Source organism: Rhizobacter sp. (assembly GCA_021153565.1).
In the GTDB taxonomy this organism is placed as follows: domain Bacteria; phylum Pseudomonadota; class Gammaproteobacteria; order Burkholderiales; family Burkholderiaceae_C; genus Albitalea.
The window spans coordinates 1-18,879 of the sequence record JAJKJU010000137.1; the positions used below are offsets into that span (position 1 = coordinate 1).

The window sequence follows — 18,879 nt, forward strand, 5'->3', positions numbered from 1 at the left end:
CTGGCATTGCCCGCGAAGACCCGGCTGCGGCGCGGGAACCCGCTGCCGTCGAGCGCCATGGCCAAGGTCACCAGCGGGCAGTCGCTGCGGCACTCCTTGCTGTGCCCGCGCTTGGCCTTGCTCACGCCTGCGGCGACGCCCTCGAAGTAGGTGTTGGTGAGGTCATACAAAGTGATCGTCTCGCCAAACCCGAAGATCGACTGCGCCTGCGCGAACATGTGGTCTTGCAAGGCCTCGCGGTGCTTGTACAGCGCGTCCGAGGCACGGTACAGGCGGTTCAGATCCATCGCCTCGAAGTCGTAGCCGATCAGCTCGCCAAGCGCCGAGCGCTGCTGCAGCCACGCGTGCGTCGCGAGCTCGCTCCCCGGATGTGCCATGCGGCCGATGATGTTGCCCACGGCCGCAGCAATCTGCGGGCGGTTCATACCCAGCTCAGCGAGCTTGTCCTCGAACCCGCACTGGCGCATCACCGACAGCGCTGCATGCTCGACGCCGACGCTGCGTGGACGCACCATTTCGAGGGAGTCGAGATCGACCTCTTGATAGCGCCCGGGTTCGTCCGGGTCGGCCATGGTTGCTTCGGCGCGCGTGATGCTTGCAGCCGAGGGCCTCAACGCGATCAGCTGCGCCGCATAGCGCTGTGCCAGGGCATGGCCCTTCTCGGACATCGTCGCATCGAGCAAGGGGCGCTGCCCCTGCAACAACTCATCGATGCGCTTGGCCAGAGCCGCCCACTCCTCCTTGGGCAGATCGAAGTGGCTGCCCAGGTTAAGCAGCGTGGTCTGCTTGACGCTGCTGCCCACCCGAGAAGCCTCAACCAGGCGGTAGGTCGTGTAGGGCTCGCCGGATGTGCGATTGCGGGTTTGGGTGCGCCGGATGAACATCTTTCGATGCTGCACGAAATTGCTGCCGGCGGTTCATCACTTACAAAATATTATGGCACTACATTTTGCTTTTCAGACGACATCCAGCATCCATGCGGGTTAGCGGCCGACGAGATCGCGAAATGGGCCAAAAGTTGGTGGAGTCGAGATGTGGCGCGGTGGCTTGTAGGTCGGAGCATCGCTGTTGCCGTCCCTTTCGGTTGACGGTGCCCTATGAGCCAGACCATGGCTCCGTTTCCACATCCCGCTCTTCGAACCGGACATGCGCTACTAACGCATCCGGCTCCCGGACAAGCACTCATGCTTTCGCCCACGGTAGGTCGTGCGTGCGAGGCGCCAGTCGAACCAGCCCCAATTTCTCGTAGAGGAATTGGTCGGGGAAGCGCGAAGACCCCGTGCTCGCATCCTTGTGTTTCTTGCACAACCACCGGCGCAGCCGTTCTCGAACGTGGGTGTCCAACTGCTGATACGCCGGACTGACGGGGCCCAGGCAGAAATAATTCGCCCAGCCTGTCAGCTTCCGGTTCAACCGACCCACGATCTCCTCGGCATCCAGCATCCCCGTGCGGCGATCCGTGACCTCACTGATGCTCGCCACCATCCGTTTGATGCTCTTCTTCGATGGGCGGGTGCCAATATATGCATGACCGTCCTTTCTTGAATAGCACCGCCCGAAGGTGTAGCCCAGGAAGTCAAACCGCTCCCGCGGTATCTCGCACAGATGGGTCTTCTCCTCGTTCACCGTCAACTTCAGTCGATCCATGATCCGGCGCATCGCGACCATCGCCTCAGGCGCCCCGCGTTTGCAGCAGATCACGAAGTCATCCGCATAGTTGACGATGTGAGCCGACCATCTCTGCTCACACCCCAGTCGCCTCCATCCCTCCACGAACCGTCGCATGTACAGGTTCGATAAAAGGGGCGAGATCGGTGCACCCTGAGGCGTGCCGCGCTTGCTGTCCCGGTTCGCCCGACTCCGCGTCGTGCGTCCCTTGCCGTCGTCCTCGTCGACCGGCGCCACCAGCCACGCCTTGATCAGGCGCAGGATGTGTCGATCAACAATTCGACGCGCCACGCATTGCAGCAATTCCGCATGCGGAATGCTGTCGAAATAGCCGCTCAAATCCGCGTCTATCACCTGCGTGTGCCCGGTGTTCAACAAGCTGTGGACCGCCCGAACTGCGTCGTGTGCCCCCCGATCAGGTCGGTAGGCGTACTGCTCGGGCGCCAGATCCGCTCCAAAGATCGGTTCCAGCACCAGCATCGCCGCCGTCTCGACAACTCTGTCAGCGATCGTGGGCACCCCTAACGGACGCAATTTGCTGCTGTTTGGCTTCGGAATCCAGACCCGCTTGACCGCATCCGGTTCGTAGGTCTTGTTCCTCAGCCGCTGCGCCAGTTCCCTGATCCATCGGACCTCCCCGTACGCCTCAATGTCTTCAAACGTCTGGCCGTCTACTCCCGCAGCACCCTTGTTGGCCTTGCAGCATCGGTAGGCAAATACAAGCACATCCGCCCGAGACACCTTGTCGTACAAAAGATAAAACCGATACCCAGGTTCTTCCTTCGCTTTGGCATGTAACGCGCTCTGCAACTTCTGAACGCTTGGTGGAGTTGTCAGGTTTCCCAATCTCCGGCTCCTCGTCGCTTCCTGCGTTTGTCTTGAACCAGGGCTCCTTTCCTCTGCCGGCATTACCCAGCGTCGTCGGTCGTACGAGCCCCTCCGCCACCCCGTGGTGCCCAGCTCAGCTCCTCGCGGAGCGCCAGTTGGCCGTGCGCACGGCCACACCACAGGGCTTCCCGTGTTGCCACTGTCTTCCTCTTTCGTGCATGCCATCGTCACTACCCCGGCGGAACCGGTGGGTGCATGTTTCGCTCACTTCCCCATCGATGACAGCCTTCCCCGTGTTTGCGCCGGGTCGGCTTCCGCATTACCCATTTCGAGGCCTGCTCAACGTTCACTCACATTACGGCCTGCACGATCGCCAAGTCCCTTAAAGGACCCTCTACACCGAAGGCTTCAACCGCTTCGTTACCTCCACGATTGCTCCGATTACTTCCGGCTGGAGCGACAGTTGCCGGGCGGGATTCGCACCCGCGGGAAGACAGCGCCTTTTCACGGCGCACACAAACTTGGGCTAAGCGAATTGATGTGGAGCTGTACCACTGCAAATTCTCGATGCAGCCAGAAGCTGGCGCGCGGGTTGACGACCTGTACGTGGTGTGCGGCCAGGCCCAGCGAAGCATCGTGTGGCTCCATAACCGCGACGTAAGCGTGCAGCCGTGGCACCTTGAGTCAACAGGAATAGCTCGCCACGATCGCGTGCATGACGCATGTGGTCGTGGATTGGGTCTGGTGTGCTGCACGGGCGTGCTTGGCCTGGTGTGGCCGAGTTGCGACCGCGGCGCGCAGCGTGTGCGGATGACCAAGGTGACCGAGCGCAAGACCAAAGTCGATGGGGCTCACTTCATCAATGACATCGCGCAGCAATATCCCACGGCTGAGCGCATCACACTGGTGATGGACAACCTGAACACGCATACGCCGGCATCGCTATATGAGGCATTCCCTGCTGAGCAGGCCAAGGCGCTGTGGGATCGGTTCGAGTTTGTCTACACGCCCAAGCATGGCAGTTGGCTCAACATGGCCGAGATCGAACTGAACGTGATGATTGCTCAGTGCTTGAACCGCAGGATCGACAAGATCGACACTGTACGCAGCGAAGTGGCTGCTTGGCAGGCGAGTCGCGATCAGATCAACGCCAAGATAAATTGGCAGTTCACTTCCGACCATGCACGCATCAAACTTAAGCGCCTCTATCCGACACTTGATGCGTGAAGCGACACTAGGGGATTCGAGAACTGCGCCCGAGCCCGTCGATCAGGTTCACGGCCGCCTCGTACGTGTTCCCAGTTTGAACTGAGACGCGCACCGGAACGATGTCGATGAATGCTTCCGTCATATTCGTCGCGTGCACCTCCACCTTTATCGCGCCACGAAGCTCGGCGGTCTCGGATGGACGCACGTGAAGGTCGATCTCAAACGAATGGGCATCAATTTGATGTCTCCACAGTGCGCATTCCAGACTGAACTCCTGCACGGGCAGGGATGGCCTTGAGGGACGGTAGTAGAACTCTTCGTCGTCGCGCAGACGTCTCATCTGGCCTAGATGCGGAAGGTCGAAATGCGATTGCGTAGGCTGGCCGAGGGCGCCGACTCGCGTGAACAAGTCGAATGCGCTCGTCCATCGACCTTTCGGCGGCGCGGGAGGCTGCTCGAGAGCCGGCTTCTGATACAGGCTCTCATCGTCCTTTGGTGGCGGCTGAATCAGGAAGGAGCCGTTTGCCGAGAAGGTCACGAGCGCGCTCTCCGCAGGGCGTGAGCCCATGTTGCTCAGCAGCATCAACAAGTGCGGCGGCGATTGGCACAACTGAAGGCGCATATGCAGTTCGCGAAAGAGCTTGGGGCTTCTCTCGAGCCAAGCGGCAAAAGCCGTCTTGTACCGGTCAATCTCTTCGTCGCTGGCTGGCGCAAAGTGCTTTGCCGGCTCGAAACTGAACAAGGCGACATCGAATGCGCCGCCCTCTGATGCTTTTCCGGGTGCTTTCTTGGGCTCCTGCGATCCAAAGTCCGTTTGCTTCGGGAAGCGACTCTGTAGGGTGAGAGTCAACGCCTCGATTTCATCTGCAGTGAGTGCCTGATAGACCACATAGTCACCAGTCAGCGTCTTGCTGTCCTTCGCATCTCCCTCCAGTACAAGGGAGATGCAAGGCTCAGCCGATTTGTAGCGCTCAAGGTCCGCCTGTACAGATTTGAGGCGTCTCTCGGCTTCGTCCGTTTCCGACGCAAGCAGCCAACTGTCCGGAATCGGTTGGCAGGGGACGCCCACAACCTTGGCGCTGGCTCGCGGCCCAATGTCGTGAGTGAGAACTCGAGCGTCTTCGCCGAGATGAACGTCTCGGTATTCGGCCACGAACCCAACCAACTGGTCGTCAGGCTCAGCGTAATCGAGTTGCTGCACCAGGCGCTCACTCGGCCTGCCTCCGATTCGCAACAGTAGCCGTACCTCGGGTCGTCCAGTCCGAATAACGAGCGAGTTGTTCGCATCGTCGAGTGCCCGCCCAATTAACGACGAAGCTGCCCTTGCGCGGGTCGATGTTCGACCGGAACCCTTTCCTTTGTGCTTGTCGATCTCGGCTTGGACCGGTCGCGTCACGACGAGATCGATGGTGTCAAACTCACCCAGGGAGCCCCAGTCGATTTCCTGAAGTGCCTTGCACTGAAGAAATAGGTTGGTATCTGGAAAAAGTGTCAACGTCTTGGCCATCGGCCTATTCTGCTCGGACGCCGTGCGTTCGGCGTCAGAAACGCGGGGAGATACCGCGTTGAACTTGGAAGTCTGAGGATGTCATCACTGACCCCGTGGTCGTTTGTCCTCGCGCGCTGTTGACGGGTCGTCTGGAAGCGCTTGATAGCTGACACCCCCGCTGAGCGTCGGAGCTTCGAAAGTACTGGCGATATGCAGTCGCGCCCAGGCCCGTCGCAACGGAGGCACTTCGCCTCGGTCGCCAGGAGAATCGCTCTTTCGTGAAAGCCACCGTTGTCCTGGCGCAGAGACGCAACAAGTCAACAAGTGGCAAAGGCACCAAGACCCAAGCAGAGATCGCATTGCTACAGCACTACTCGTAGCCTCGTAGCCGTTTGGCGCGCTCCCGAAACGCACGCTCACTTTGCTGCTGTTCGGTCGGCCGGCTTGGATGTCAGCAGATGTGCTTCTGCTGGCAACGCGTCTCGACGGTGAGACTCCGTTGATCAGTCGTCTGGGTGGTTTGGAGCTTGAGGGGTCTTATGTCCGAAGACTTGGGTTGCGTACAGCCGAGTGCGTGCGCAGTGGCGTGCTGCAGCGATTCGCCGCAGAGAACTAGCCGTGGCCTAGGTGTCTCCGAGCCGGTCCAGCGCGTGCATTCCTCCCCCTTGACGGATGTGCGTCAGCGATGCGGTTCGACGCCGGAGGCAGCGGCTTACGCGGACTGATCTATCGCGAATCCTGCTCAGGCATGGCGTCGGGGGCTCCCCGCGTGTTATGCCTGCGGCCAAGTTGCGGCTCAACCAGCACGGGTGAGGCGGCTCTCTCCAGACCGCCGCCTGGGCCAAGCTACTTGCGGAAATCGATCTCGCGCGTGAGAACGATGCCACGGAAGTCGCGTAGCTTTTCTCGGTCAACGGCGGAGTTCTCGGCTCGGGCCAAGTTGCTATTGACCGCTTTAAGCAACTGCTCTGTGTACTGCAGGTCGTTGTCCAGGGCTGCCATGTTCTTGTATTCAACCAGAATGAGCAGATCAGGTTCGCCGTCTCTGGGGTAGGCAACATTCAAGATCTTGTACGACACCACCCTGCCGTCCTTTTTCTGTTGTTCCACCAGGGCCCGCCAAAACCCCGACAGGTCCTTGACGTACTCATTGAACATACCCGCCTTGGTCTTGACGTAGGTGACCGTCCACACCGTTTTTTCGTTCCAGGCAGCGTCTTGACCCTGGGCCAGGGCGTAGCTCGAGACAAGGAACAGCGAAAGAAAGACAACTTTGCGGAGAAACGAAGTCATGGCCGCTTTCCCGATCGAGTAGGTCGGGCAGAGTCTATTGGCGCGGGATCGTGCAGTCAACGGACCTCAGGTGGCGCGCTGGTGGCGCGCCGCTGCGAGTCCAAACGGGCTGCTCTCAGACTTCTGGCTGATGCTCCCCTTCCTTTACCCCGTCGCGCCGGTGCCAGGCTCTTCCATTGACAGTGAGTGCGAAAGGGAGAATATTGCGCCGGCGGTTTGTTCTGATCAACCTTCGGAGGGTTCACATGCCTAGCAATCCTTTCCCGGCGCTTGCTGTCGCCATCTCTCTGTCAGTGGCCATTGGCGCGACCCATGCAGGCACTGAGCCTGTGAACGTCTCGAGAGACAGCATCGCTGGCGCGGGTAGAAACATCATGCGAACTGCTGACGGTGGCTTGGTCGCCGCATACAGCGTCAGCGAGAAGGGGCGCCTCCAGCTGGTCTTCAGCAGATCCACGGACAATGGGAAGAGTTGGAGCGACGTCATCGTTCCAGCTGCGGGCGGCGACGTGAAGCAGGCGGCGATCGATTCGAACTTCCAGGGCTCGTACATCGCATTTACTCAGCAGAGCGGGGGGACTACGGCGGGCAGGATCGCGTTCGCAAGCGCTCCGTTCGGGTCGGATCCATCGCTGGTTGTCTCGGAGCGCGTCACTCCGGCGGGTGTTGAGCCGAACGACACGTTCATTCAAGCCTCCCGCAAAGGGTGGGGAAACCTTGCTGCGGATGACCGGGAAACAGTCGTCTATGGCTGGCAGGATGGAAAGTCCAAGAGCCTCTACATCGGTGTGTCGCCGGACGGCCGTACCTTCCCGATGGCTCGGAAGGTGGTGGATGACCCGTTCGCGGTCTCTGGTCCTGCCGTGGCGATCAGAGGCAAGTTTGTCATCGCAACATTTCAAACGAAGGACCCGGCGATGGCGCCCGCAGACGTTTCCGCGACAGGAAGGGCATACCCAGCCTGGATCGAATCCTTTGACGCCGGGAAGACGTGGTCAACTCCGAAAGCTCTCTTCGGCCTGCGTACCGCTGACTTCCCCGCAGCCAATGTCGAGGTGCGTCCTGGCGCCTTCAAGGCTGTGCGGCTTGCGGGAGGGACATCTCAGTCGAATTCGCCCAGCTTGAACTGGGCGACCTCGCGCGATGACGATTCGAGCGAGGAAGCCGAAGACAAGACGGTCCCTCGTGCTGGAGATGCTGTGAGGTCGCCGCAAACGGCTGGTGGTACCACTTTCGTGCAGTCGTCGCTGATGGGCGTTGACAGTGAGGGGCGGCGAGGAGAAGTCAGTGTCGTCAGCTTCCGCCCCATCGAGCCTAGCGCCAAGTGGACGCACGTGATTGCACACAACAAGCTTACGCAAATCGCCAGCCGGCAATCCCCGACCGTCTCCCTCGCGGATGCCTCGGCTTCGCAGTTCCAATACAGCGCCCTGATCGACACCCCTGTTCGCGCGACTCTTTTTCAGGAGCACGACCCCGGGACCGATCAGTCTCGATTGGTCATCGCGGTGTCGACCGATACTGGTAAGTCGTTCGACAGGCACGTCAGCTTTTCCGCAGCAGAATTGGCTCGATTGGGCATCCCTCAACTTGGCAAGGACACGATAGTCTCTGCCAGTCAGTGCCTCTTTGAGGATCGGAATGGCGAGGTTTACATCGACCTCCTAGTGACGGAAGTCAGCGCCCTGAAGTACGTTCGGTTGCCTCTTGGAGTGAATGCGAGCCGACTTAGAGTGGAGCAGACAGTGGCGCGACGTGGCACGGTCTAAGCCGCGCGGCCGATCCGCCCAAGGACAGTCGAATGCTGCACCACGTCGAGATCTATGTATCCAACTTGGCCGCAACGCGAGCCTTCTGGTCTGAGCTGCTTGCGCAGATCGGCTACACAGTCACCGCCGACTTTGGAGATGGTTTTACCCTCAGCGCCGGGGAGGACACGTACCTCACGTTCATCCAGGTGGCAGACAGGCACGCTTCCCGTGAGTACCACCGATCTGGTGTGGGGCTGAATCACCTGGCGTTCAAGATTCCGGGTAGAGAGCGCGTAGATGCACTTCGACAGTTCTGCCTAGAGCGGCGCTATCAGTGTCTGTACGACGAGAGGTATCCATTTGCGAATGGCGGGACTGACTACTACGCGCTGTATGTTGAGGATCCAGATCGCATCAAGGTTGAGTTCGTGGCAACGTGATGTGACCCTCGCTGCTGCGGTGTTCCTCGCTGCGTGTGGCGCCGGTCTATGCCGCGCGCAGCCGGCCGTCGCGGGCGATTGGGGCCAAGCGGAGCAGCTGGGCGGGGCCTATAGCGTGTACTCGTACGGTGAGTCGCCGTACAGCCGATCTGCTCCCTTCCTAACGCTCGAAGAGCGAAACGCATTTTCGAGAGGGGCGGTCGAGTTCAACCGCGTTCGGCAGTTGAGCGCGGACCACAACGCAAACTCCTGCGCGCATTGCCACGTCAAGGATGGCCGGGGAATCACGCATGCGATTGACTTCCATTCAACGGGCTTTTCCGTTCTGAATCCAACGAACGGTGAGGCGGCGGGCATCTATCGTCATCCTGCTACTAGTACATATCCCCAAGGCAAACTGGAAGGCGTGCGGTGGAGGCATGTTCGCACAATTGAGCTTCCAGGCCGTTTGAAAGTCGATCTGGTCGTCCCTGACGCGATCGTTGATGGCCTTAGTAGTACTCACGTCGACCTGAGGACATCTCCTGGTGTGTATGGTCTTGGATTGTTGGAGGCCATAACGGATGAACAACTCAGAGAGCTGGTCAGACGGCGGCTGTATCTCCGATTCGGCGTAAAGGGGCGGCTCGGCGAGGTGGCGAAGTCCGAAGGCGGATTGCCCAGAGTGGGGCGGTTCGGCTGGAAAGCGAGTTTCGCCAGCCTCGATGAGCAGGTGGTGGCTGCGCTTGCGAATGAGCTTGGAAATAGAAAAGGCCAAGCTGGTCAGGAGGAGTCGCAACAGGGCGCGGCGGTGGCGGACCTTACCGCTTACCTTCGCTCAATCGCTGTGCCGGCGCGAGATCGCGAAAGCGTGGACCGCAGCAAGCGAGGCGCTGGGCTCTTCTCAAGAGTCGGCTGCGCAACGTGCCACAAGCCTAGTTGGGACCGAGTTGGTGTTGCAGGCTCGAAGGAGAGACTGGCTCGGCCAGAGAAAATCTATCCATTTACCGATCTACTGCTGCACGACATGGGGCCGGGGTTGCGCGCCAACAACTCCGATGCGCTCAGCGCGTACTGGAGGACGCCCGCACTCTGGGGTATCGGGGTGCAAGCGTCAGTGTCTCCTCAAGCTGGCTTTCTCCACGACGGTAGAGCGCGGACGGTGCTTGAGGCGATTCTCTGGCATGCAGGTGAAGCTCAACATTCGATTGCGAGATTTCAAGCGCTGTCGCCGCGAGATCGTGATCACCTACTAGGCTTCTTGTCCTCTCTATGAAGTGGACCTTGATTCTGAGCATTGCTGCGCGCCAAAAGCGGATCCTCCTCCAAGGCTTGATGAGGACGAGCGCACAGTTCCAGTGCCGGCGAGGCCACGCAGAACAGCGCAGGCGAGCGCCGCTTGCTCTTACCGCACTCGTACTCGGCGCGCTGTTGACTGCCTTAACAATGGCTGCTCAAGCGTCTACCGAACCGTCCTTTCTGAGAAATCCGACCGGACACAACGCCAGACTCGTCTTCGAGTTCAACGGTCGCCTATGGATCAAAGACGGTGACAATCCACACGCCCGCCGCCTGACGAAGGGAAATGATGAAGAGTTCTCGCCGTCGTTCTCTCCGGACGGAACCAGGGTCGCCTTTGTATCGCGGAACCAATCCGGGTCCGAGGTTCATGTCATCGAACTTGATTCTGGGTCGCCGAAGCAACTGACCTATGACGGTGGGTCCAACGTCAAAGTACAAGGTTGGTTCAGCGACAATGAAGTGCTTTATTCGACGACCATCATGTCGAAGAAGCGCGGACCGCTCCTATACGTTGTCAACGCTGATAGCCGCACAACCCGAGCGATTCCACTTGCTGAGGTTTCCGAGGGTTGCCCTATCCAGGGCGACTTCGTTTTCGTCAAGAACGAAGAGTTGATTGATAACAACCGTCACTACCGTGGCGGATACGCTCAAAGCATATTCAAGATCAACTTGGACGCCATTGCTGCCAACGGCGGCCCCACCCCGAAGCGTGATGCTTGGGTCTCAAGTCCCTTGACAGACCCGAAGCGCGCGATCAGTCGAAAGCCGATTTGCGCATTAGACAGAATTTACTACCTGTCGGACAAGAGCGGCCACTTCAACATCTGGTCGATGGAGGCGAACGGAAATGGCATGCTCCAGCACACATTCGAGACTGACTATGACATCCGTTCCATATCTCGCGGCGGTCGTGGCAGGATTCTGTACCACAAGCTTGGAGAGATCTACGAGTTGGATGTCGGTGCAGGTCAATCAGAAAAGATCGACATCCGCTTGCCTGCGGACGCTTACAGCAACGAACTGGCACTGAAACTCAGTGTTGCGGACGCCACTGAAGTGCAGGTTTCAAATGATGGCGATCGTGCCTGGGTGGTGGTGCGAGGCAAGCTATGGCGCATTGATGCTACTGCTCGAACGGCGACCTGCGTTGAGTGCGCGTCGAATCTGCGCGTGAAATCAATCCAGCTCGCTCCCGACGAGCGCACGGTTTACGCATTGGAAGACTCGACGGGAGAGTATCTGATTCGCAGGTACAGTCCGGTTAACGAGGATCCTGCGGTCCAGTTCGGTCGCGACATTTCCGAACCGATTCTCGACTTCTCCCTCTCGCCGAATGGTCGCGACATGCTGGTTCGCTCGGTTGCCGGCAAGCTGTTCGTTGTTGATGCGGCGACCGGTGAGTCGTGGCCCGTGGGTACAAATTCGAGGACCCTGCCTCAGGCCATCAGCTGGTCATCGAGCGGCAGGTTTGCTGCTTTCGTGACCTACACGGCACAAGACATTGGGCAGATCACCGTTCTGGATGTCAGCTGCCGTAGAGTTCGCCACGTCACGAGTGGCCGGTACGAAGCTTCGTTCCCGGTCTTTTCGCGCGGCGAAGAGAAGCTCTATTTCATCTCTGAGTCGAACTTCCGGTCGACCGTGGTGGACCCGTGGGCACCTCGCGGATATTGGCCCGACTACCAGAAGAGATCGCTGGTTTACTCCGTGGCGTTGGCACAGGATGCCTTCTTTGCGCAAAGTGGGGCTGCGCCTGTTTGTGCCGCTGACGGGCAGCGCGTGATTTCCATGCGGGGGTTGCAGCTGCAGACCGAAGAGCTGCCGTTCACAGCTGGCAACTACACCTTTCTCGCAAGATCCGGTAACCGACTACTGGCGATCTCTAAAGAGGCCGTACGTGATCCGAAGGGCCGGATGGTGAATTTCGGGCTGCCGGGGGGCGAGGGCAGATCCGCGCCTACCGCGCTCTTGCCGTTTGAAGTGAAGACGTATGCGCAGTCAAGGGACGGCCGCGCGTTGGTTGCATTACACGATGCCGGCCTTACCGTGTGCCACGTGCCTGAGTCGGAGTCTCGTTGCCTCGCTGCAACCCTGGACAACATAGGCGGGCTTGACCTGCTAGTAGACCTCCAGCAAGAGCGTCGGCAAATGTTTTGGGAGTTGTGGCGCTTGTATCGCGACTACTTCTGGCGCCCTGACATGAGCGGAGTGGACTGGAAGGCAGTCGGCGCAAAGTACGCCGAATTCCTGCCTAGCGTTTCCAACAGAGCTGAGTTCAATGAGCTGGTGTCCGCAATGATCTCCGAGCTGGGTGCTGGTCATACGTCCGTTAGGGGGCCGGATCAAGGCGCCTCTAGCTCCGCCGCCGCGGCGAAATTGGGAGGTTTGTTGACGAAAGACCTGGGTGGCTTGAGAGTCACCGAGGTCTACGATGGAGATCTTGATATTGTGGAAGAGCGATCCCCCCTCAGTAGGGCGACGCCGCCGATAGAGGTGGGTGATCTCATCACGCACGTCAACGGCGTCGCAGTAGGCGAAGTAGATTCATTCGCACGGATGCTGCTGGGAAAGGCTAGACAGCGCGTTGTGGTGGCCGCCAGCAAGCCTAGTGGTGAAGCGTATCAAACAATCGTTGAAGCAGTGTCTGCTCCTCGCGAATCGCTCCTGCGTCTCAAGAGTTGGGTGGCGAGCAATCGCAGGGTGGTGGAGCAGCGTAGCCGTGGGAAGGTTGGTTACATACACCTTCGCTCAACGAACGAAGCGGACGTGGCCGACTTGATTCGGCAGTACGCTGACCTGCATGATCGGCATGCGCTGATTCTGGATCTACGCGGGAATAGCGGAGGCAACGCAGATCCGTGGATCTTGAACTTTCTTCAGCGCCGAACGTGGCTGAGAATTTCCAGTCGAACCGATCGGCTTGAGCTGAGGAATCCGCGGGAATCCTTCAGCGGCCTGCTGATCGTTCTGGTAGATGGGGATACGTATTCGGATGGCGAAGCTGTCGCCGAGGGCGTGCGAAGGATGCGCCTCGGAGTCTTAGTCGGTAGCAGAACATCTGGCGCCGGCATCTGGGTGAATGATGACAAGTCACTGATTGACGGCGGCGGCGTGCGGATACCGGAGGCGGGTTCCTTTGTTGTCGAGAATGGCGTTCGGAAGATGGTAGTTGAGGGGCGTGGAGTCGAGCCGGACGTGCGTGTGGAGAACGATCCTTACGCTCTCTACCACGGACACGATGAACAACTCGACACCGCCTTGCGCTTGGCAATGCGAGGGGGTCGATCGTGGGCTGATCGGCTGCCCCGGTCGACACGTCGAGCGAAGACCCCCGGACACCATAGTGTCCTGGATTCCCTGCCAGTCCGCGCTCGGCTGGCACGCGACAGCAGCACATGCGCTTCCGCTGGCCACGCAGGCCTGAACGTCAGCAGTGGGTCGGCAGCGCCAGATCGCGTGACCATCGGATGCAGCCGGTCGCCGCCCCGAAATTGTCGCGGTCGTCCGTCGGCATGCGCGAACGACCGCTGTCGCCGTCACACATTTTCTTGGTCCGTCGGCGAAGGTCAGAGGTAGACCGGTCGTTCGCTGAGAAAACTGTCGCCGGCTCCTTTGGGTCGATACCGGGAGCTCGCGACTTTCGGATGCAGTCGTTCAGCGGCCATCGTCACCCGCTCGCCAGTGACACTCGAATGCCTGCTGGGATGACACGATGATTTGCTCGACGAGATCGGCGAACGTCAAGTTCCGAGGTGGACCGGTCGGCCGCCGAGAAAGCCGCCACGGGCAGCTTGCGGCAGCCGCCGTCATTCAGCAGGCCGAAGCCGAATGACCGCAGACAGTCTTAAGCCGAAATCCAAATTCCTTCTGCCAGCTACGCAGCGTATCCGGTCACTCGCCCAGGGGCGCCCAACTCACGGTCTCGGTTCCATTGCGGTCAATGGGCTCCCCGTCTTGAAGTTTCGCCAATGGCCGGTGTCGGAGGTACTGCCGACATCGCCCGCACTCGACCCGCAGTCTGGATGGCCCAATGACCGCTGCCGACAGTGTCGGACTCACGCACACGACCCCAAGCTGTCGTTGACGACCATTGGCAGCGGTCGTTCGTCTATCGGGTTCGGTTCGTCGGAGCACCCCACTCAATCGTGCCGTCGCCAAAGTAGCCTTTGGCGCGATTGACGGGCTCGAAGTCGTAAATACCGTGGTCGTACTTCTTCGTTACCCTCAAGACGAACGTTGCGCCGTTGTACAGCACACGATCTGCAACGTCGGGCTTCAAAGCCATGTTGAACGATCCTTCAAGAGCAACGCCCTGATAGATGATTGCTTCAAGGGCAGGCATCTTCTCGAACAGCAGTCTTGCTACCGTACGCGAGCGAATGTAGTCGTCCTTCGAGGCATCCTTGTCGCGCAGCAACGACGCCAAGAAGGCATCAGTGAAGACAAAAGCCTTGGCAGTCTGAAACTCCATGCCCTTGAAGATTCTGTTGATCTCCGGACCAGCCTTCTCTGCAAAGTCGCTCTACCCCATCGCTGAACATGCGTGAACTCGCCGATGAAGGCTGCTCGGACATGTCGCTTCTGCAGGCCGTAGCTGATGTAGTGAACAAAGTCCCCAGCCTCTGCCTGAAGTTCTTCTAACACCGAGAATTGAACCATCGAGACGTACAGCATCGGCTTGCCAGAATCATTCAATCGACCTGGCTTCGTTGCGGCAGCGGGGGGATAGTGAACCTCCCGGAGGTTCGAAAAGCCTTCCGGTCCACTGCACTTACGTCCCCTCCAAATCGGCGCGTCGTAGCCATAGTCGACGTTGTAGATGCCGTAGAACTTGATGATGAGGCGCAACCTGTCTTCAATGACAACAGGATCGCTCGACGCAAGAATCTCTTGTGACAATTCTTGAAGATGCTCAATTGGCAAGACATAGTGGGTCATGTCATGACCACCTCTCTTTGATCAGCCCTGGGGGTAGGTCGCAAGGATACCGGTGGACTTGGGGCCTGGACTCGGCACGATGTCCGCAATCAGCGATGGTGTCGAACGACGGCTCGTCGACGGCGATGCCGGTCGCAACCGGCAGGTCGCCATCCTCAAGTCTCATACGGCAATGCGGCGCCGAGGTTGGGAGAATAACCGGCGCTGCGCGACCCGTTGCGGTGATTCGAACCGAGATGACCGGTCGCCTCGCGCGGGAGTTCTTACGCCTGCGGCTTGCGCAAGTACTTGCGAATCAAGAACTCGTGCTGCATGCCGGTGGAGTAGACGTATCGCTCTGTTTGAATGACGATCGCCCTGTTGACCTCGCGCGCAAAGTCTTCATCTGTTCGTTGCCCGACGTTCTCACCGGTCTGAGGGTTATCGAACGCAAGCCACACGCGGTTCGGCGCTATGGGCATGACCAGCAAGTGCTCTTCGCCCAGCTTGCCGTCGACGAAAAGAGGTTTGTCTCCGATGACAAGGTCTCTCTTCGAGAGCCGCAGTTCGCGAACGGCCCACTGACCTTTGAGCACCCTTGATAGCAAGTTCTTCGAGTACACGAGACGTGGGAATACTCGAACCGCCATGTCGTCGAACTCGTGTGGCACGTGCTTCTCGAACCATGCGCGCAGGGTCGGCTCTGGCTCGCTACCTCGCTCTGCGAGGTATGCCTGCGGATCTTCGTCGAGCCCTTCCTCAAGCGTCCTGCGTCCTCGCTCACGCATCCGCTCCATCGTTGTGGGCACGCGGAGCAATTGAGCGATGACGAACTTCGCCCAATCTGCTTGCTCAGCATGACTAAGCTTGCCTAGTCCATCAGCCAGCATCTTCTTATGTACCGGAGCGGCTGGGTCGTCCACATGCGGCGCCATAAAGTCCCGCTCCAGCCAGACATCAGGGTTCGCGGTCCCGCGCCGTCGCGAGTAGAGGTGTTCCAACTTGGCGACCGCCTTGGCCTTGTGCCGCCGGTGCACCAACCGTCCCTGTGCCCAGCGAAAGGTGCTTAGCCTCTCATCAGGCGGCGTTTGCCATTGTTCAAGGATGAACTTCGGAACGTAGTGGTGCGCGACGTGTGGAGTGCCCATCCACTATCGTATCCGGGCGCCCGGCCATCTTCTTACGTCCGCATTGAGGCATTGAGTCGGTTGCGACGACTTGCCGCTTCATGACGAACCACAGGAACCTGTCTGTTCAAAAAGCCGTTGGCTCACCAAAGTCCCGCGACCCGGCAGCTTTACGGCGAGCTCTCCAAGAGTCCCGATGTCGCACTTGACTCACCGCGCGGCATCGACCGACGGCTTAGTAGCGACATCGCGGATGACCGGTCATGGCCGGCGTGTGAGTTCCCGGGCTTCGCCGACAGCTGACCTTGGCCGGCTCGGCCCACGCATCGAAGGTCAGCTTCCAAGCGCGGCCTCGTACTCACACTGCCGGCCACTTCCGGTCGCTCTCGGTGGACTGCTTTCGGGTAGCCTTGCGTAAATGACATCTGCATCCCCTGAAGATCGAGTTGCCTGGGTCACGGAGCTCACAGGTCATGAATTCGACCTGGAAGATCTCGTGCATTGGACAAGCAGAAACGCGTTCAACGTGCTGAAGGCGTCGGTCGAGGACTTGCCAGACAAGTACCACTTGCGCCTGCCAATTTCATTGGTCGGCATGGATCACAAGACGGTCATACAGCGAGCTGAACAGGTCATGGTGGCGCTGAACGGGCTTGGTGCAATCCTGGCTCCAAACTATGGAGGTGTGGAGTTCAGCAGCTCCATGAATACAGTGGACGGTACTGGCCAGCGGCGGGATGCCGTGATGTCACTGCAAGGAACCACGATTCGCACTGCCGTGGGCCGCTTGAACGCGATTGCCAATGGTCAGGCCATGGCCGACTCGAGCAAGGGGATGGCGGCTCAGATCCTGGCCGAAGCGGATGGCTCAGACGCCGTACATGATGCGCTCGTTCTCATGGGGCGCTTGAAGCCTACGTGGTCCGAGCTGTACGTGGCTTATGAACTGGTGGAGACGAACGACGCCGACCCGATGTACTCGGAAGGCTGGATAGACAGGACCGCACTGGCTTTGTTCAAGCGGACGGCCAATAGTCGAACGGCCCTGGGTGTGCATGCGCGCCATGGTGAAGAGACTAAGGATCCTCCGCCGAAGCCTATGCCCTATGAGGATGCGCTCGGCTTGGTCCGCACCCTAGTGAACCGATGGCTTGCGTACCGCGCCGGAAAGAAGTGAGCCAGCAGGTCGGTGCTGAGCGGCGGCCTTTTTTTTGTATCAGCGAGCAGCGGTGAAATGGGTCGCGATGCCAAAATTGCTGAAGGTCGCCGGCGTCGGCGACCTCACGTGCGCGCGGCCGTGCTGCAGCACATGAATCGGCAACACGAAGCGGCCGAGCATTTCTCGGCTGCACTACGGGTCACGCCGAACAATGGCGTGTGGTAGATGGGGCTGGGGATGTCGCTGGCGGTCGAGGGGCGTAGCGACGTCGCGCGCGAGGCGTTCAACCGAGCCCGGGGGAGCGGGAGCCTCTCGCCTTCCCCCTCCCCCGCAGACGTCAGAACTTGACCACTGCCATGGCGCTCTTGACCGTTTTGACGCCCTCGATCGAGCGCACAGTGGCAATGGCACCCTGGCTAATAGCTTCGCTCTTGGAGAAACCAGAAAGAATGACGACGCCATTGGTCGTTTCGACCGCGATCTTGCTCGCCACCATGTCCTCTTCGAGCTTTCGCTTGACTTGCTGCGTAATAAGCGAAATCGATTGGACTTCTGTAGTCGACAATTACGATATCAGTTCGTCACTGACGTGACACCTTTGATCTGCGAAGCCATCCTACTACTTGACGCGTCTGGGCCGTGCCGCCATCGCTGCAGCTTGCTCGCTCACGCGATTCAACATCGATGAGGCTGTAGATCGACGTTTTCAGCGGCGCCAACTCACGCGTGGCCGTCGCACCCTTGTGTTCCCACCTTGCGGTGGTGCTTGAAAAAGCTCACGTCATTGACAGTGGTCTCGATGCGCAGTACGCGCGAGAACTTGTCGTAGACCTCACCCCGGCCGCTCCCATGTAGTGCTTTATGCAGCGACGACTCGATGCGAGTGGACAGCCGAGAGCCGACCTCCTGGGCCAGTTGGGGTGTGATCTTCTTGCCCTTGACGCGGGAGGCGAGTCACTCGAAGATTGATTTGACCCCAGAAGACGGAGTCCACCGGGCCCTGTGACGAGGTCGATTGACGAAAGCCGCGCATGAATGCTCGAAGCCAAGTGAAAGTAGGAGCCACCCCAAAGTCTTTGTTCGCGCTTTGCTTTCTGGTTGCGGCCGGATTTGTTGCTGCGGGCAATGATGATGATGCTCGAAGGCAGGCTGAGGCGGCACGCCAAGCGTCGCAACAGGCGGCGCAGCAGGCTTCACAACGAGCAGCGGAGCAAGCGCGACAGGCCTCACAGCAGGCGGCGTCGAACGCCCAGCGTCAGCAAGATGCGGCCAGGGAGGCTGCACAGCAAGCTGCCCGGGAATATCAGCAGAAGAGTCAGCAGACTGTAGATGCAAACAAGCGAGCGCAGCCTGCTCAGCGAGTTGAGTCCTACCAAAGCAATGTTCAACGAAACGACCGGGCCGGGCAGGATACCAGCGCAATAGCCGAAGCTCGAGAAAACGCACAGATTGGCAGCGAGCGCGCCGCCGCGGCTCAAATGGCCTCGCGACTCAGCACCGAGCGGATCAACAACGAGCGGGTGACCGCACAGCAGTTGGCCTCGCGACTCAGCACCGAACGGAGCAACAACGAGCGGGTGACCGCACAGCAGCTGGCTTCGCGACTCAGCACGGAGCGGATCAACAACGAGCGGGTGACCGCACAGCAGCTGGCCTCGCGACTCAGCACGGAGCGGATCAACAACGAGCGGGTGACCGCACAGCAGTTGGCCTC

Annotated in this window: 13 protein-coding genes and 1 pseudogene; 7 read left to right on the forward strand and 7 right to left on the reverse strand. The window is 59.5% G+C overall.

Annotation, left to right across the window (positions count from 1 at the left end; genetic code table 11):
• On the reverse strand, window positions 1-899 hold an 899-nt coding region (locus tag AC30NL_RS08340), incomplete at its 3' end, for an IS1634 family transposase (protein WP_489463538.1).
• Window positions 900-1,182: 283 nt separating this feature from the next.
• Entirely contained in the window at window positions 1,183-2,514 is a 1,332-nt protein-coding gene (gene ltrA, locus AC30NL_RS08345) for a group II intron reverse transcriptase/maturase (protein WP_489463539.1), read from the reverse strand.
• A gap of 789 nt (window positions 2,515-3,303) precedes the next feature.
• Between ltrA and AC30NL_RS08350 the strand changes: the two are divergent.
• Window positions 3,304-3,723: pseudogene (locus AC30NL_RS08350) on the forward strand (transposase); the annotation flags it as partial.
• A 7-nt stretch (window positions 3,724-3,730) separates the two neighbouring features.
• Here AC30NL_RS08350 and AC30NL_RS08355 read toward each other — a convergent pair.
• Window positions 3,731-5,212, reverse strand: coding sequence for a PIN domain-containing protein (locus AC30NL_RS08355; protein ID WP_489463540.1), 1,482 nt, complete (start codon window positions 5,210-5,212; stop codon window positions 3,731-3,733).
• Between the two features lie 828 nt (window positions 5,213-6,040).
• Window positions 6,041-6,487 (reverse strand): hypothetical protein, encoded by a 447-nt coding sequence (locus tag AC30NL_RS08360; protein WP_489463541.1) that lies wholly within the window; start codon window positions 6,485-6,487, stop codon window positions 6,041-6,043.
• Between the two features lie 509 nt (window positions 6,488-6,996).
• On the opposite strand from AC30NL_RS08360, the gene AC30NL_RS08365 reads away from it, so the two are divergent.
• From AC30NL_RS08365 to AC30NL_RS08380, 4 genes are all read left to right on the forward strand, one after another.
• Window positions 6,997-8,256: a hypothetical protein gene (locus AC30NL_RS08365; protein ID WP_489463542.1), complete on the forward strand. Its 1,260-nt coding sequence runs from the start codon at window positions 6,997-6,999 to the stop codon at window positions 8,254-8,256.
• Window positions 8,257-8,288: 32 nt separating this feature from the next.
• Window positions 8,289-8,678 carry a VOC family protein gene (locus AC30NL_RS08370; protein WP_489463543.1) on the forward strand — a complete coding sequence of 130 codons (390 nt, stop codon included), beginning with the start codon at window positions 8,289-8,291 and terminating at the stop codon, window positions 8,676-8,678.
• A 448-nt stretch (window positions 8,679-9,126) separates the two neighbouring features.
• A complete protein-coding gene (locus AC30NL_RS08375; RefSeq protein ID WP_489463544.1) occupies window positions 9,127-9,933 on the forward strand; it encodes a di-heme oxidoredictase family protein in 807 nt (268 codons plus the stop codon).
• Window positions 9,934-9,941: 8 nt separating this feature from the next.
• Window positions 9,942-13,538, forward strand: a complete 3,597-nt coding sequence (locus tag AC30NL_RS08380; protein WP_489463545.1) for a S41 family peptidase — start codon at window positions 9,942-9,944, stop codon at window positions 13,536-13,538.
• A gap of 532 nt (window positions 13,539-14,070) precedes the next feature.
• On the opposite strand, the gene AC30NL_RS08385 is transcribed toward AC30NL_RS08380, so the two are convergent.
• A complete protein-coding gene (locus AC30NL_RS08385; RefSeq protein WP_489463546.1) occupies window positions 14,071-14,433 on the reverse strand; it encodes a hypothetical protein in 363 nt (120 codons plus the stop codon).
• A gap of 730 nt (window positions 14,434-15,163) precedes the next feature.
• Window positions 15,164-16,027: a DUF4238 domain-containing protein gene (locus AC30NL_RS08390; protein WP_489463547.1), complete on the reverse strand. Its 864-nt coding sequence runs from the start codon at window positions 16,025-16,027 to the stop codon at window positions 15,164-15,166.
• 475 nt (window positions 16,028-16,502) lie between these two features.
• Between AC30NL_RS08390 and AC30NL_RS08395 the strand changes: the two genes are divergently transcribed.
• Window positions 16,503-17,183, forward strand: a complete 681-nt coding sequence (locus AC30NL_RS08395) for a hypothetical protein (protein WP_489463548.1) — start codon at window positions 16,503-16,505, stop codon at window positions 17,181-17,183.
• Between the two features lie 319 nt (window positions 17,184-17,502).
• Here AC30NL_RS08395 and AC30NL_RS08400 read toward each other — a convergent pair whose 3' ends face one another.
• Window positions 17,503-17,730, reverse strand: a complete 228-nt coding sequence (locus AC30NL_RS08400) for a BON domain-containing protein (RefSeq protein ID WP_489463549.1) — start codon at window positions 17,728-17,730, stop codon at window positions 17,503-17,505.
• Between the two features lie 511 nt (window positions 17,731-18,241).
• Here AC30NL_RS08400 and AC30NL_RS08405 point away from each other — a divergent pair.
• A partial coding sequence (locus AC30NL_RS08405) for a hypothetical protein (RefSeq protein ID WP_489463550.1) occupies window positions 18,242-18,879 on the forward strand: 638 nt, incomplete at its 3' end.

Bases quoted from the DNA above. Each gene is read 5' to 3' on its own strand.
- AC30NL_RS08370 (WP_489463543.1), top strand. From the start codon at position 8,289: ATGCTGCACCACGTCGAGATCTATGTATCCAACTTGGCCGCAACGCGA.
- AC30NL_RS08355 (WP_489463540.1), bottom strand. From the start codon at position 5,212: ATGGCCAAGACGTTGACACTTTTTCCAGATACCAACCTATTTCTTCAG.
- AC30NL_RS08360 (WP_489463541.1), bottom strand. From the start codon at position 6,487: ATGACTTCGTTTCTCCGCAAAGTTGTCTTTCTTTCGCTGTTCCTTGTC.
- AC30NL_RS08390 (WP_489463547.1), bottom strand. From the start codon at position 16,027: ATGGGCACTCCACACGTCGCGCACCACTACGTTCCGAAGTTCATCCTT.
- AC30NL_RS08385 (WP_489463546.1), bottom strand. From the start codon at position 14,433: ATGGAGTTTCAGACTGCCAAGGCTTTTGTCTTCACTGATGCCTTCTTG.